The 14,672-nt window shown below is 63.8% G+C and carries 11 protein-coding genes, 1 tRNA gene and 1 pseudogene; 4 read left to right on the top strand and 9 right to left on the bottom strand.

What is annotated here, in order from left to right:
* Nucleotides 1-329 precede the first annotated feature (329 nt).
* The gene (acs, locus tag ACY48M_RS00510; RefSeq protein WP_462818286.1) at nucleotides 330-2,321 is read left to right on the top strand and encodes an acetate--CoA ligase; all 1,992 of its coding nucleotides are present in this window, start codon (nucleotides 330-332) and stop codon (nucleotides 2,319-2,321) included.
* A gap of 10 nt (nucleotides 2,322-2,331) precedes the next feature.
* Here acs and ACY48M_RS00505 read toward each other — a convergent pair whose 3' ends face one another.
* Both ACY48M_RS00505 and ACY48M_RS00500 read right to left on the bottom strand, forming a co-directional pair.
* On the bottom strand, nucleotides 2,332-2,799 hold the full coding sequence (locus ACY48M_RS00505) for a RidA family protein (protein WP_462818285.1): 468 nt from the start codon (nucleotides 2,797-2,799) through the stop codon (nucleotides 2,332-2,334).
* Nucleotides 2,800-2,812: 13 nt separating this feature from the next.
* A pseudogene (locus ACY48M_RS00500) lies at nucleotides 2,813-2,965 on the bottom strand (DUF4177 domain-containing protein); the annotation flags it as partial.
* 51 nt (nucleotides 2,966-3,016) lie between these two features.
* Here ACY48M_RS00500 and ACY48M_RS00495 point away from each other — a divergent pair.
* The 3 genes from ACY48M_RS00495 (at nucleotide 3,017) to ACY48M_RS00485 (ending at nucleotide 6,619) form a co-directional block, all read left to right on the top strand.
* The gene (locus tag ACY48M_RS00495; protein ID WP_462818284.1) at nucleotides 3,017-5,539 is read left to right on the top strand and encodes a transglycosylase domain-containing protein; all 2,523 of its coding nucleotides are present in this window, start codon (nucleotides 3,017-3,019) and stop codon (nucleotides 5,537-5,539) included.
* Nucleotides 5,536-6,507 (top strand): metallophosphoesterase, encoded by a 972-nt coding sequence (locus ACY48M_RS00490; protein ID WP_462818283.1) that lies wholly within the window; start codon nucleotides 5,536-5,538, stop codon nucleotides 6,505-6,507. Before ACY48M_RS00495 ends, ACY48M_RS00490 begins: the two co-directional genes overlap by 4 nt.
* Nucleotides 6,508-6,545: 38 nt before the next feature.
* Nucleotides 6,546-6,619, top strand: a tRNA-Pro gene (locus ACY48M_RS00485).
* Between the two features lie 55 nt (nucleotides 6,620-6,674).
* Here ACY48M_RS00485 and ACY48M_RS00480 read toward each other — a convergent pair.
* From ACY48M_RS00480 to ACY48M_RS00450, 7 genes are all read right to left on the bottom strand, one after another.
* The gene (locus ACY48M_RS00480; RefSeq protein WP_462818282.1) at nucleotides 6,675-7,394 is read right to left on the bottom strand and encodes a thymidine kinase; all 720 of its coding nucleotides are present in this window, start codon (nucleotides 7,392-7,394) and stop codon (nucleotides 6,675-6,677) included.
* Nucleotides 7,394-8,104 (bottom strand): response regulator transcription factor, encoded by a 711-nt coding sequence (locus ACY48M_RS00475; protein ID WP_462818281.1) that lies wholly within the window; start codon nucleotides 8,102-8,104, stop codon nucleotides 7,394-7,396. The genes ACY48M_RS00480 and ACY48M_RS00475 overlap by 1 nt, the downstream gene beginning before the upstream one ends.
* On the bottom strand, nucleotides 8,091-9,266 hold the full coding sequence (locus ACY48M_RS00470; protein WP_462818280.1) for a hypothetical protein: 1,176 nt from the start codon (nucleotides 9,264-9,266) through the stop codon (nucleotides 8,091-8,093). The genes ACY48M_RS00475 and ACY48M_RS00470 overlap by 14 nt, the downstream gene beginning before the upstream one ends.
* Nucleotides 9,263-10,564 carry a sensor histidine kinase gene (locus tag ACY48M_RS00465; RefSeq protein WP_462818279.1) on the bottom strand — a complete coding sequence of 434 codons (1,302 nt, stop codon included), beginning with the start codon at nucleotides 10,562-10,564 and terminating at the stop codon, nucleotides 9,263-9,265. Before ACY48M_RS00465 ends, ACY48M_RS00470 begins: the two co-directional genes overlap by 4 nt.
* 143 nt (nucleotides 10,565-10,707) lie before the next feature.
* A complete protein-coding gene (locus tag ACY48M_RS00460; protein WP_462818278.1) occupies nucleotides 10,708-12,198 on the bottom strand; it encodes a malate:quinone oxidoreductase in 1,491 nt (496 codons plus the stop codon).
* 102 nt (nucleotides 12,199-12,300) lie between these two features.
* Nucleotides 12,301-13,368, bottom strand: a complete 1,068-nt coding sequence (locus ACY48M_RS00455; RefSeq protein WP_462818277.1) for an aspartate-semialdehyde dehydrogenase — start codon at nucleotides 13,366-13,368, stop codon at nucleotides 12,301-12,303.
* Nucleotides 13,365-14,630, bottom strand: coding sequence for an aspartate kinase (locus tag ACY48M_RS00450; protein ID WP_462818276.1), 1,266 nt, complete (start codon nucleotides 14,628-14,630; stop codon nucleotides 13,365-13,367). Before ACY48M_RS00450 ends, ACY48M_RS00455 begins: the two co-directional genes overlap by 4 nt.
* Between the last annotated feature and the right edge of the window lie 42 nt (nucleotides 14,631-14,672).

Here is a 14,672-nt window from a genome sequence, read left to right as displayed (position 1 = left end):
CACTGCCAGGAACACTCAGGGCACTACCAGGAACACCCAGATCACTGCCAGGAAGGCCCTGTCCGGCACGGAGCACCAACGGTAAAAGTCCGACGGTTAAAAGAAGAGGGGCGGCGCCTGTTGGGGGGAACTGGCGCCGCCACAGCGACGCGTGATTGGGGGGAATCACAGATGCGTCGCAAGCCGAATTGACATCCGGTTCTGCCAGTGTACTCCTTTGGCAGACGAGCACAACAAGAAATTTCACGGGCCTATAGTCTCGTAGAGAACCTGCGGTTGACACCCGTACTGGGGTCATCCCGTTACGCAAAGGAGCGCACACAAGGATCATGAGCGAGCACATCGACAACCTCCAGCACGAGACCAGACGTTTTGCCCCAAGCTCAGAATTCGCGGCCAGTTCTGTCGCGACCACCGACCTCTACGATGCGGGACGCGCAGACCCCGAAGGGTTCTGGGCAGAGCAGTCACGCACCCTGCTGCACTGGGAGAAGGACTTTACCCGCACCCTCGACTGGGACAACGCTCCGTTCGCCAAGTGGTTTTCAGACGGCCGACTCAATGTCGCATACAACTGCCTCGACCGTCATGTTGAAGCCGGCCTCGGCGACCGCGTCGCATTCCACTGGGAGGGCGAACCCGGCGACACCCGCACCGTCACCTACGCGGAGCTCACTGATGAGGTCAAGAAGGCAGCCAACGTGCTCACGGAACTCGGCGTGCGTGCCGGCGACCGTGTGGCCATCTACCTCCCCATGATCCCCGAGGCCGTCGTCTCGATGCTCGCCGTCGCCCGCATCGGTGCCGTGCACTCCGTGGTGTTCGGCGGATTCAGCGCCGACAGCATCCGCGCTCGTGTCGATGATGCCGACGCGAAGCTCATCATCACCGCCGACGGCGGATGGCGAAAAGGCAAAGTCTCGGCCCTCAAGCCCACCGTCGATGACGCCCTCGCCAAGAGCGGCGAACACTCCGTGAAGCACGTTCTTGTTGTCAAGCGCGGCGACAACGCGATCGACTGGCACGAGGGTCGCGATGTGTGGTGGCACGATCAGATGGAGGCCGCGTCGCCAGAGCACACCGCCGAGGCATTCGAGGCGGAGCATCCGCTCTTCATCCTCTACACCTCCGGCACGACCGGCAAGCCGAAGGGGATTCTCCACACGAGTGGCGGATACCTCACCCAGACGGCGTTCACCCACAAGATGGTCTTCGACCTCAAACCAGAGACGGATGTCTATTGGTGCACGGCAGACGTCGGCTGGATTACCGGCCACAGCTACGTCGTCTACGGCCCGCTCGCCAACGGCGCCACCCAGGTGCTCTATGAGGGCACACCGGACAGCCCCCACCCCGGCCGCTGGTGGGAGCTCATCGAGAAGTACAAGGTGAGCATCTTCTACACGGCGCCAACCGCCATCCGCTCATTCATGAAGATCGGGCGGCACGTGCCAGACGGCTTCGACCTCTCGAGCATCCGGCTGCTCGGCTCCGTCGGTGAACCCATCAACCCGGAGGCGTGGATTTGGTATCGCGACGTCATCGGTGCGGGCACCGCCCCCATCGTCGACACATGGTGGCAAACCGAGACGGGCGCCATCATGGTGTCGGCGCTCCCCGGCATTACGGTGGCGAAGCCGGGCTCTGCCCAGGTCGCCCTCCCTGGGATCAGCATGGACGTGCTGAGCGACGCTGGGGAGCCGGTCGGCAACGGCAGCGGCGGACTCCTCGTCGTGTCGAAGCCATGGCCATCGATGCTCAGGGGCATCTGGGGAGACCCGGAGCGCTTCATCGAGACCTACTGGGAGAAGTTCGACGTGCCCGGCACGAAGAATCGCCGCATGTACTTCGCTGGCGACGGCGCGCGGCTCGACGAAGACGGCGACATCTGGCTGCTTGGTCGTGTCGATGACGTCATGAATGTGTCGGGTCACCGCCTCTCGACGGCAGAAATCGAGTCGGCGCTCGTCTCGCATCCGATGGTTGCCGAAGCGGCCGTTGTCGGCGCAAGCGACGAAACGACCGGTCAGGCCGTCGTCGCCTTCGTGATTTTGCGCGCAGACCAGGTCGAGAACCAAACACCAGAAGAGGCATCCGGCATTCTCCGCGCCCACGTTGCCGAGCAGATTGGCGCCATCGCACGCCCGCGACAGATCTTCGTCGTGGGCGAACTGCCGAAAACCCGATCAGGCAAAATCATGCGCCGGCTCCTCCGCGACGTCGCCGAAGGGCGCGCGGTGGGCGACACGACGACCCTCGCCGACACGTCGGTGATGCAGTCGATCAGTGATCGCCTGAGCGGTGGGGTGTCGAAGGGGTAGCGCTCGGTGCTTACGCGAACTCGAGGATGAGTTCGACCTCGACGGGAGAGTCCAGGGGCAGCACGGCAACACCGACGGCGCTGCGGGCATGCTGACCGATCTCACCAAAGATCTCACCGAGCAGCTCTGACGCGCCGTTGATCACACCCGGCTGCCCCGTGAAGTCGGGGTCGGAGGCGACGAAGCCAACAACTTTGACGACGCGGGTGACACGGTCGAGTGACCCGATGACGGATGCCGCGGCGGCGAGCCCGTTGAGGGCACACTGCCGCGCATACTCCTTGGCAGAGGCCGCGTCGATGAAGCCGCTCCCGTCCCCCACCTTCCCCGTTGCCGGCAGCGAACCTTCGACGAAGGGCAGCTGACCGGAGGTGAAAACAAGATTGCCAGTCACGACCGCTGGCACATAGGCGGCGACAGGGGCCGCCACCTCAGGGAGTTTCAGCCCGAGTTCATGCAGGCGCTGTTCGATGCTCACGGTGTTCCGTTCAGCCCGCAACCGGGCGCTTGAGATAGGCGACGAGGCCGCCTTCTGGCCCAGTGATGACCTGCACAAGCTCCCACCCTTCCGAACCCCAGTTATTGAGGATGGCGGCGGTGTTGTGGATCATCAGCGGGGTGGTGAGGTATTCCCAGGCTTGCATCTCGGGCGTCCATTCAGCTTGGCGAGAGAGTCGATCATCTACTCTATGGGTATGTCTGCCCAGAATTCGAAGCCCTCCGGTGTCCTCGGCGCCTTTGCTGGGCTTGTCGGCCTCAGTGTGCTCGCCGGCGTATTGGTGACAGCCCTTGTCACCCCCGCACTTGCGGTGACGGGGATGACCGCCAAGGCATCCATCGACATCTTCAACAGCCTGCCTGAGTATCTCGAACTCAACCAGCTGGCAACCAAGAACACCATCTACGGCCTCGCTGACGACATGGTCACGGCCGTTCCGATCGCACAGGTGTTCAAGCAGAACCGCGAAGAGGTCGAATGGGATGGGGTCTCGCAGTACATCAAGGACGCCACGCTCGCTGGTGAAGACCGCCGATTCTATGAGCACGGCGGAGTCGATGTCGCCTCGGTGATTCGTGCCGCGGTCGGCAACGTCCAGGGTGGCGAAATCGGCAGTGGAGCGTCGACGCTGACGATGCAGCTCGTGAAGAACATCCGTATTCAGGCCGCGCTCGAAGAGCCGTCGGAGGCGTTGCAGGAGGCGAAGCTCGCAGAAGCGCAAGAGCAGACGATCGAGCGCAAGCTGGAAGAGGCGAAGCTCGCGATCGGCCTCGAAAAGAAATACACCAAAGACGAGATCATGCTCGCCTATCTCAACATCGCTGGCTTCGGCGGCTCGACCTATGGCATCGAGTCGGCCGCGCAGCAGTTCTTCTCGGTCTCGGCGGCGGATGTCACGCTCGCCCAGGCCGCAAGCTTGATCGCGATCGTGCAGACTCCGGCGTCGCACAGCCTCCGTTGGGAAGACAACTTCGAGGCGAACAAAGAGCGTCGCGACTTCATTCTGTGGAACATGCTCGATCTCGGGTCAATCACCCAGGAGCAGTACGACGAAGCGATCGCCACCCCGATCGAGGTGGTCTACAGCGAACCGCAGAACGGCTGCATGGCGGCCACGTCGGGTCAATACTTCTGCGACTACATCACAAAGCTTGTGCCAGAACTCGAGATGCTCGGTGCGACCGCCGAGGAGCGCCAGACCAACTGGGACCGCGGCGGCTACCACATCTACACGAGCCTCCAGATCAACCAGCAGAATCACGCGGAGTCGGTGGTGCGAGCCCAGGCGCCCGCAGAGGATACGCAGTTGCAACTCGGCGCAGCGGTATCCGTGGTTGAGCCGGGCACTGGGCGCATCAGGGCGATGGCGCAGAACAAATACTTCAATAACACGCAGGAGGGCGGCGGAGCGGCCGCCACTGCGGTCAACTACAACACCGACAAGGCGTATGGCGGTTCGAGCGGCTTCCAGACCGGATCGACCTACAAGATCTTCACGCTCGCAGCGTGGCTTAATGCGGGCCACGGTCTCAACGAGGTCGTCAACGGTGCAAAGCGCACATTCGATCTCGCGTCATTCCCGAACTCCTGTGAGGAGAAATTCGGCGGCACATGGAATCCTCCGAACTATGGCGGCGCTACCGGTTCATCGAGCACGACCGTGCTTGCGTCGACCATCAACTCGTACAACATTTCGTATATCGCGATGGCGCAGAAGCTCGACCTCTGCACCATCCGCGACACCGCCGAGTCGATGGGTTCGCACCGCGCTGACGGCAACGACCTCGAGTACACACCGGCGACGATCCTCGGCACGAACGAGATCGCGCCCCTCACGATGGCGGCCGCGATCGCCACGGTCGGTGCGAACGGCCTGTACTGCAAGCCGGTCGCGGTCGACAACGTCGTGGATGCCTCGGGCACCGAGCTTGGCGGCCAGGCCCGTGAATGCACGCAGTCGCTCAGCCCCGAAGTCTCGTCGGCCATGGCCTACGCCCTCAAGCGAGTGATCACGAGTGGTTCTGGCACGGCCTCGAACACCCGCGACGGCATCGAGGTCGCCGGCAAGACAGGAACCACCGACGGGTCGAAAGACACGTGGATGATCGGCACGACCTCGACCAACGCGGTCGCCGTCTGGGTCGGCAACATCGTCGGCGAGGTGAACCTCAATCGCGTCAGCCTCCCCGGCGGCAACGGCGCGTCAGCGCGCCACCGCATCTTCCAGCCTGTCATGTCTGCACTCAACGGTCAGTACGGTGGGGCCCCGTTCGCCGACCCGCCGGCATCGCTCCTCAGCGGTCAGGGTGCCGTGGTGCCGAATGTGATCGGGCAGTCGCAGGAGCAGGCGAAGGTGCTCATCGAGAGCCTCGGCTTCACCTATGCCTACGGCGGCGAGGTGTCGTCCAGGTTGCCCGCCGGCCAGATTGCGTCGATGGATCCCGGTGCGGGCGCGACGATCCCCCGCGGCAGCACCGTCATGGTGTACACGAGCCTCGGGAACGGGATCGAGATGCCGGACGTGGTCGGCATGCGCCCGGATGAAGCCAGAATCGAGATTGGCAATGCATACGATGTCGTTGAGTCGTGCCAGACGCTGCCGGAGGACTCCCCACCAGCGGATGATGGCAAGGTCACGGCACAGAACCCCGCCGCGAGTGCTGATCTTTTCCCAGGGACGACCGTCACCCTGACTGTGGCGCGATACGACTGCTCGTGACCCACGACACCTCCAACGGCCGTGCGGTCGGCGTCGCACTCGCGGCGACGGCCGCAGCCGGGGCGGCGCTCCTCGCCTGGGGCACGCTCGTGGAGCGCAATCGCTACCAGGTGCGCCGCGAGGTGCTGCCCGTGCTCGACGCCGGAGCAGACCCGATCCGGATTCTGCACATCAGCGACCTGCACATGGCACCGTGGCAGCGGCGCAAGCAGGAATGGGTGCGCAGCCTCGCAGAACTCGAGCCGGACCTCGTCATCAATACTGGCGACAACCTCGGCCACCGCGATGGCCTCGAAGGTGTGCAATACGCGCTTGCACCATTCGCTGGCACGCCAGGGCTGTATGTGCACGGCTCCAACGACTACTACGGCCCTTCAGGCAAAAACCCGTTCACCTATTTCACGGCGCCATCAGGCCACTCCGCAGCGGCGGAGCAGCTTGACATTGGCGCACTGGAGTCGTTTTTTGACACACTCGGCTGGGTGGGTCTCAACAATGCGGCGCACTGGCTCACGATCAAGCAGTCGCCACTCGAGTTCATTGGCACAGGCGACGCCCACCGTGGTTGGGATCACCTCGAAGTGCTGCCAGGGGCAATCGATGAGCTTCGCGAGCAGATCGAACCAGATGATGGTCCTGCCGACCGCGAGGCGGTGATGATCGGTATCACGCATGCCCCCTACCAGCGCGTGCTCGACTCCTTCGTGACGCACGGTGCCGAAGTGGTTTTTGCCGGCCACACCCACGGCGGCCAGGTCTGCGTGCCAGGCATCGGTGCCCTCGTCACCAATTGTGATCTGCCGCACGACAAGGCGAGCGGGGTCAGCCTGTGGCACCACGCTCTCGGCACCGCATTCCTCAACGTCTCCGCCGGAATCGGCACCTCGATCTACGCTCCCGTGCGGTTCGCGTGCCCGCCCGAAGCCGTGCTCGTGACATTGGTGGGCGCGGATATCGGCTATTCTTGACGAGGTCCTGCGGCAGCTGCACGCTGCTGTGGATTGCTCGGGGTATGGCGCAGCTTGGTAGCGCGCTTCGTTCGGGACGAAGAGGTCGCAGGTTCAAATCCTGTTACCCCGACAGCACAGAAGGCCCCCTCCATCGGAGGGGGCCTTCTGCATGGCAGCCGTGGCGGCTACATGAAGTCGGGGTCTGGCGCCGAATCGTAGACGGACTCGATGGTGGTTTCGCGCCCACTGCTGAGCGCGCCACCGCTCTCCTCGAGATAGCAGGCGCCGCAGAGGGACTCGTAGCTCACACTGAAGGCACCGCCGGCGCCGAGCGCACTGCGGGGGCGTGAGGCCATGGCATCCGTCGATTGGTCGATTGCGACCTGATCACCGGCGAACGTGAACGTGTTGCCCACCTTGCGCGCGTTGAACACGGCTTTGCGTCCGCAGCGGCAAATGGTTTTGAGCTCCTCAAGCGAATGAGCAACCTCGAGCAGGCGCCGGCTGCCGGGGAACGCGACCGTTTGAAAGTCGGTGCGGATGCCATAGGCGAGCACCGGCACACCCTCAAGAATCGAGATTCGGAGCAGGTCGTCAACCTGTCGCTCACTGAGGAACTGTGCTTCATCGACAAGGAGGCAGCTCACATCGTCACCCGTGCGCTGACGCACCTTCGCGCGCTCCTCCGCGAAGAGGACGTAGACGTCATCGCGAGGCTCGATGACAAAATCCACCCCGCGCGTCACCCCCAAACGCGAGATGATCTGGTCGTCACCCTTGGTGTCAACGCGAGGCTTCGCGAGGAGCACGTGCTGGTGGCGCTCCTCATAGTTGTAGGCGGCCTGGAGCAGCGCCGTGCTCTTGCCACTGTTCATGGCTCCGTAGCGGAAATACAGTTTCGCCATTACTGCAAGAACCCGTCCTCTGCCGCACGACGGATGAGCTCCGCCTTCTTGCTCGCCGGCCGGTTGACCTTCGCATACTTCTCGCGCACGCGGCGCAAATACGTCTTCGCCGTCTCATACTGCACGTTCATCTGCCGCGCGACCTCGGTCGTGCTGTGACCCGAAACATAAAGCTTGAGTGCATCGATCTCGCCCTGGCTGAGCTTGGGCCGCGCCTGATTCATTGCGCCGGTGGGCAATGGACGCCAGCTCTGCTGCGGGGTGACCCCGCGGTCGAGTCCCATCACGCGGCGCGCGACATCCATTACCTCGTTCATCGGCAGCGACTTCGACAAGAACGCGGCTGCGCCGGCGCTGAGCGCACGATCACGGGCATCTCGGGTGTCGAGGCTCGTGAGCACAATAACTTTGGCACCCGCGGCACGGCAGGTGCGGACACGGGCCTCGATCGACACCGACTCTTTGAGCTGGAAGTCGATGAAGACGAGGTCGGTGGGAAAGTTCTCGCTGTGCACGAGCTCGAGCCACGTGTGGGCGCTCAACACGAGATCGAAGTCGGTCGCATTCGTCGTAATCCAGCTCGACAAACTGTCGAGCAGAACTTCATGGTCGTCGAGCAGCGCAAGTCGAATGCGTCGCGTCGCCCCCTCGGAGTTCAGTGCGACAGTGTCGTCCCCTGACTCCGACCCCCCTTGGCTATCGCTGGTCATAGACGAATCTTACTGTCAGCACAGACTGCAGGTACTCAGCGCGAAGCCGACGGAACACCACCCGCATGACGGCGAGGTACGGACCGAAGCGTGACTTCACGACGCCGTCGACCATCTCGACGTGCACCGCGACAAAGCCCTGGTAGCGATCACCAGCACGGGCGAGCACAATCTCGAAACCCTGCGGCCGATTGTCCATCTGGTCGAAGATTGCGACGAGCAGGGCCCGAAGTGCCGTGCGCTGGTCGTAGTTCATCAGGTTCGCAACATTGTCGTCGTCGAACACGACCGGCGTCGTGTCAGGAACCTCGCCGTCGCGCCGAACCCGTGCCCGAAGGTGGTCTACAAGGTTTTCGAGCCACGTGCGATCGACTTCGGCCACCATCACCGCACGGATCGCCTCGGCGATTGCGCGAGCGCGATCGCGCACCTCCGGAGTGATCTCCTCTGCCTCGAGTGCGCTCGCGAAAAACGGCACCACCTCGCGATTGAGGATTATCACACGATCCTGCTGCACCGAACGAGCGATGCCAGGCTCTTGCGCCTCAGAAATCCTGTCGACGGCCTCGCTCGCCTTGTTGCGCCAACGCTCAACCGACGCGATCATGCTGTTCGTAAACGCGGCGGCGCTGAAATTGAGGGCGAGCAGGGGCAGCAAAATGATACCGACGAGCGCTGGCGCAGGGACGCCCTCGAGCGGGTTGTCCAGCGCCTGGAGCATGGTGACGAACCCCATCAGCACTGCGGCCAGGGTCGTATAGCCGACCAACTCGCGCACCGGCCGATACGACGACATCCCAATCGAGAACAGCCCAAGCGCTACCGGCCCGACCCAGCCGAGCGAGAAATAGTCGGCGGACTCCCAACTCGACGCCGTGAGCAACGCGGCTCCGATTACAGAAAGCACCACCACCCACGTGTGACGGACCCGGTGGAAGGGCCCGCGGTACGGGTCGGTTGCCGAGGTGACGATCACGGATCCAATGCCGAAGGCAACAAGTGCGAGAAGAGCGACTCCCGGCAGCGCAATGAGGTCCAGGTTTGTGACCACCATCCCGGCCGCGTAGCTGAATGCCGCGAGAGCCGCACCGATGGTGATGATGCGAGTCGAGAATGCCCCGAGCGGGTCGAGCTCCTGTCGCGTGCGCTCTGGAGGCCTCACTGCCGTGGCTCCGAGCCACCGGGGGTGTCCGATGCGTCGTCGATCGTGGGCAGCGGCCCCGACACGACAGACTGCGAGCCCAGGGCTGGAGCCGGACGGCTCGCAGAATCTGGGGAGGCGCTGACGGGGATCTGGATGAGGATCGACGTTCCCGCTCCGGGGGTCGACCACACCTGCACTGTTCCGCCCTCCGCCTGGATGCGATCCTGCACCGACGCACGCAGTCCGAGGCGGTCAGAACCCACAGCCGAATCGGAGAAGCCCTTCCCCGCATCGATGATCATCACCGACACCTCATCGTCTGAGGCGTACACGGCAACTTCGGCCTTCATGACTCCGGAGTGCTTGATCACGTTGACGAGGCATTGCTTCGCAGCAAGGCCGAGCGCAGTGGCCTGCTCGAAGCCGAGACGCTGGATCGACGCGAAATCACCCGTACCGATGACTTCGAGGCCGTCCGCACGGACTTCACTGATCGCCTGACGAAGCGGAGATGCGCGCTCATCAGCACCGTCGCCGTGGCTCTCATGCTCGCCGCCGATCAGCCACTCCTGTCCGACGAGGATCTTGAGATCGCGCTCAATGCCCTCCTTCTGTCTCGGCTTCAGTGTGTCGCTCGATGAGCTCGCGATCGCAGCGAGATGGCTGAGGATGGTGTCATGCATTAGTGCAGCAGCCCGCAGTTCCATGCGCGAACGGATGTCATCAAGCAGTTCGTCACGGGCCGCACGCTGCAACTTCGGATGCGTGCGACTGGCATTCCGTGACGAAATGAAGGCAAGGAGACACACTGCGACCACCTCGGCGAGGATGGCGAGGGTGAGGAAGTCGAGCACAAGTGGCAGACCTGCCAGGCGAAGGGCAAGGATCGATGAGACCTCAGCGACGAGGTAGCCGCTGAACGTCCAGGTCAGGGCCCGGGCGAGGCCCGTGCCGACCCCCGCCACCAAGACGAGGGCAATCTTCGGCGGCGCCAACCACAGTACGGCCGCGAGGATGACCTCTGGCAGCTGAGCGGCAAAGGTATAGGTGTACACGAACGTCGCGGCGGCACCTACCGCAAGATAGGCCAGCCCGGTCAGTGCCCGTTGCGAATCGCTGACGAGCCGCAGCATCGGAAACATGACCGCGAGCGCGAGCAGGGCTGGCAAGATCATGCGATCGGGGTACGCGGCGGCGAATCCGACGACAATGACCACACCGCAGATGAGCGCGGCAAACGCCATGCCGTGCGCCGCGCGAGCGAGCGCACGACTGAGGGCACGAACTGCAAGATTCGCGGGCAGGCCGACTGACACGGAACCACCCCTCCGAAGAATGAATAAGTCCGAGTATGGCAGGTCGACGCAGTGCCCTGTACCCCGTTTTTCGGGGTAGAACGAGTCTCCGACGAGACGCGCGGGGCGGCCTGTGCCCCGGTTACCTCACGAGGCGCTGATTGTCAGGCCAGCGACAAGTCCGCTGAGGTCGATGCCATCGTCTGCTTCGCGAGCTCGGGATCATCAGAAAGACGCGTGCCAAGACTCGGGATCATGACCTTCAGTCGCGGCTTCCAGCCATCGATCCGGTCGGGAAAGCAGCGCTCGAGCAACGAGATCATGATTGGCACGGCGGTAGAAGCACCAGGTGACGCGCCGAGAAGCCCGGCGATCGAGCCGTCCTGCGCCGCCACCACCTCGGTGCCGAACTGGAGCACGCCACCCTTTTTGGCATCCTTCTTGATGACCTGCACGCGCTGGCCGGCCGTGATGAGGCGCCAGTCCTCCGGCTTTGCCTCAGGCATGAAGTCGCGAAGCGCCGAGAACTTCTTCTCACGCGTGGCGACGAGCTCCGTCACGAGGTACTTCACGAGGTCGAAATTGTCTTTGGCGACGGCGAGCATCGGGATGATATTGCTCGGCCGCAGCGAGAACGGCAGGTCGAACCATGAGCCGGTCTTGAGGAACTTGGGAGAGAAGCCCGCATACGGGCCGAACATGAGACTGCCCTGCCCGTCGACGACGCGAGCATCAAGATGCGGCACCGACATGGGCGGCGCACCCACCGACGCCTTGCCGTAGACCTTCGCTCGGTGCCGCGCGACAACCGCCGGGTTGTCGGTGCGGAGGAACTGGCCGCTGATGGGGAATCCGCCGTAGCCCTTCGCCTCAGGGATGCCGGACTTCTGCAACAGCGAGAGCGCGCCACCACCGGCGCCAACGAAAACGAAGCGGGCATGACGCACCGCGGGGGTGCCACCGACGACGTGGCGTGATGTGATGCGCCAGAGGCCATCGCGCTGGCGCTTGAGGCCCGTGACCTTGCGCTCGAGCGTGAGCTTGGCGTCATTGTCGGTGAGATACGAGAGCAGCGACTTGGCGAGTGCGCCGAAATCGACATCCGTGCCGCCAACGACCCGAGTTGCGGCGATCGGCTGCGACTTGGCGCGGCCGGGCATCAGGAGCGGTGCCCACGAGCGGATGACGGCGGGGTCATCGCTGAACTCCATCTCGCTGAACAGCGGATGCCCCGCAAGCGACTCGAAGCGACGGCGGAGGTAATCGACGTTGGCGTCGCCCCACACGAAGCTGATGTGCGGCACAGGGTTGATGAACGACGAGGGCTCAGGCAGCAGCCCCTCCCGCACCATGAATGACCAGAACTGGCGCGAGACCTGGAACTGCTCGTTCACCTTGACGGCCGTCTCGATCTCGAAACTGCCGTCGGCCTGCTCCTTGCCGTAGTTCAGCTCGCAGAGCGCCGCGTGGCCAGTACCGGCGTTGTTCCACGGATTTGAGCTCTCCAGCGCCGTCTCGGAGAGCGCCTCAAAGATCTCGATGCTCCAGTCGGGCTGGACCTGCTTGAGAATTGCGCCGAGCGTCGCGCTCATGATGCCGCCGCCGATCAGGGCAACATCGAGGGGCTGGGATGAAGAATTCGCGGAAGCACTCACACGCTTAAGTTTACGCCGCCGACATCAGCGCACCCGCCACAACGGGGCGCACACAATGCTCGGCGTTACGCTGGCCGAAAGATCTGACGATCTTGCCGAACACTACGCCGACGTCGCCGACACCGAGAGGCGCGCGGCGAGGAGCTCGGCGATCTGCACGGCATTCAGCGCGGCACCCTTGCGGAGGTTGTCGTTGCTGATGAACAGCGCGAGGCCCCGTCCACCGGGCACGCCCTCATCCTGACGGATGCGGCCGACAAAACTCGGGTCTTGGCCTGCGGCCTCGAGCGGCGTCGGGATGTCGGTGAGCACGACGCCCGCAGCATCCGACAGCAGCTCGGCGGCCCGCTCAGGCGAGATTGCACGGGAGAACTCGGCATTGATCGACAAGGAATGCCCAGTGAACACGGGGACCCGCACGCACGTGCCACTCACAAGGAGCTCCGGGATCTCAAGGATCTTGCGGCTCTCGTTGCGGAGCTTCTTCTCCTCATCCGTCTCATTGAGGCCGTCATCGACGATGCTGCCAGCGAGCGGGATGACATCGAACGCGATGTTCTTGGGGAAGGCCGACGGTGCCGGCATCGTGACGGCTGAGCCATCGTGGACCAGCTGGAGGGCGTCTTGCTCGACCGCGGCGCGCGCCTGCTCGAGCAGCTCGACACCGCCCTTGAGCCCGGCACCCGACACCGCCTGGTAGGTGCTCACGATGAGTCGCTCGAGGCCGGCCTCGTCGTGCAGCACCTTGAGCACCGGCATGGCCGCCATGGTCGTGCAGTTGGGGTTCGCGATGATGCCCTTCGACGCGTCGTCGAGCGCGTGAGGGTTGACCTCGCTCACCACGAGGGGCACGTCGGGGTCCATGCGCCAACCGGAAGAGTTGTCGACGACCGAGACGCCCGCCGCAGCGAACCGCGGCGCCTGCGCCTTCGACAGGGTTGCGCCGGCAGAGAAAATGGCAACGTCGAGACCGCTGGGGTCTGCCGTCGCAGCATCTTCGACCACGATCTGCTCGCCTTTGAACGGGAGCGTCGTCCCCGCCGAGCGCGCCGAAGCGAAGAACCGGATGCTCGCGACAGGAAAGTCACGCTCCTCGAGCAGCTGCCGCACAACCGTGCCGACCTGGCCGGTGGCGCCGACGACGCCGATGTTGATTCCTGATGTGGTCATCGACCGGTCCCTCCGTAGACGACGGCTTCGTCCTCGGCATCGAGGTCGAAGGCGGTGTGGATGATGCGCACGGCGGCCGGCACAATGTCGGCCCTCGTGACGACGCTGATGCGGATCTCACTCGTCGAAATCATCTCGATGTTGATGCCCGCCTCAGAGAGCGCCGTGAACAGCTTCGCCGAAACACCCGTGTTGGTGCGCATACCGGCGCCGACGAGGGCGATCTTGCCGATGCCGTCGTCGTGCTGCAGGCGGGTGAAACCGACCTCCTCGCGACCGGCCTCAAGCGCATCGAGCGCAGCCCGCACCTGCGACTTCGGCAGCGTGAACGAAATGTCAGCAACACCAGTGTCGACCGTCGAGGTGTTCTGCACGATCATGTCGATGTTCGCGCCGGTATTGGCGACGATCGTGAAAATGCGTGCGGCCGTGCCCGGTACGTCGGGCACGCCGACGACGGTGATCTTGTCTTCGCTGAGATCAGCGGCGATACCCGTGATAATCGGTTCTTCCACGGTCTCTCCCTCTTTCGGATTCACCACAAGGGTGCCCTCGTTGCGGCTGAACGAGGATCGGACATGCAGTGTGACGCCATGGCGTCGGGCATATTCCACTGCGCGAATATAGAGAACCTTCGCGCCGGCTGCCGCAAGCTCAAGCATCTCTTCGGCGGTGATGCGGTCGATCTTGCGGGCGCTCTGCACCATACGCGGATCAGTCGTGAACACCCCATCGACGTCGGTATAAATCTCGCACACTTCGGCATTGAGGGCCGCGGCCAGGGCGACCGCAGTCGTGTCCGACCCGCCGCGCCCGAGCGTCGTGATGTCGCCGGAATCGCGGTTGAAGCCCTGGAAGCCCGCGACAATCGCGATGTACCCGTGATCGAGCGCATCGCGCACGCGTTGCGGTGACACCTCGACGATGCGGGCAGCGCCATGCTTCTCGTCGGTCATCATGCCCGCCTGGGAGCCGGTATAGGAGCGCGCCTCTTCACCGAAGTCGCGGATCGCCATCGCGAGCAGGGCCATCGAGATGCGCTCCCCCGCCGTGAGTAGCATGTCGAGTTCGCGACCAGCGGGTTCACCCGACACGGCATCCGCAAGGTCGAGAAGCTCGTCCGTCGTGTCACCCATGGCAGAGACGACGACCACCACATCGTTGCCAGCACGCCGTGTCTCGACGATTCGCTCTGCAACGCGTTTGATGCCCGCGGCGTCCGCCACGGACGAGCCGCCATACTTCTGCACAATCAGGGACACGCGAAAATACTCCCGAAGTCTGTGGTGTGCGCGGTCGGGTGA

This window comes from Homoserinimonas flava (assembly GCF_054969005.1).
The sequence above is the reverse complement of the archived record's forward strand: the minus strand, read 5'-3'. Positions and strand labels throughout refer to the sequence as shown.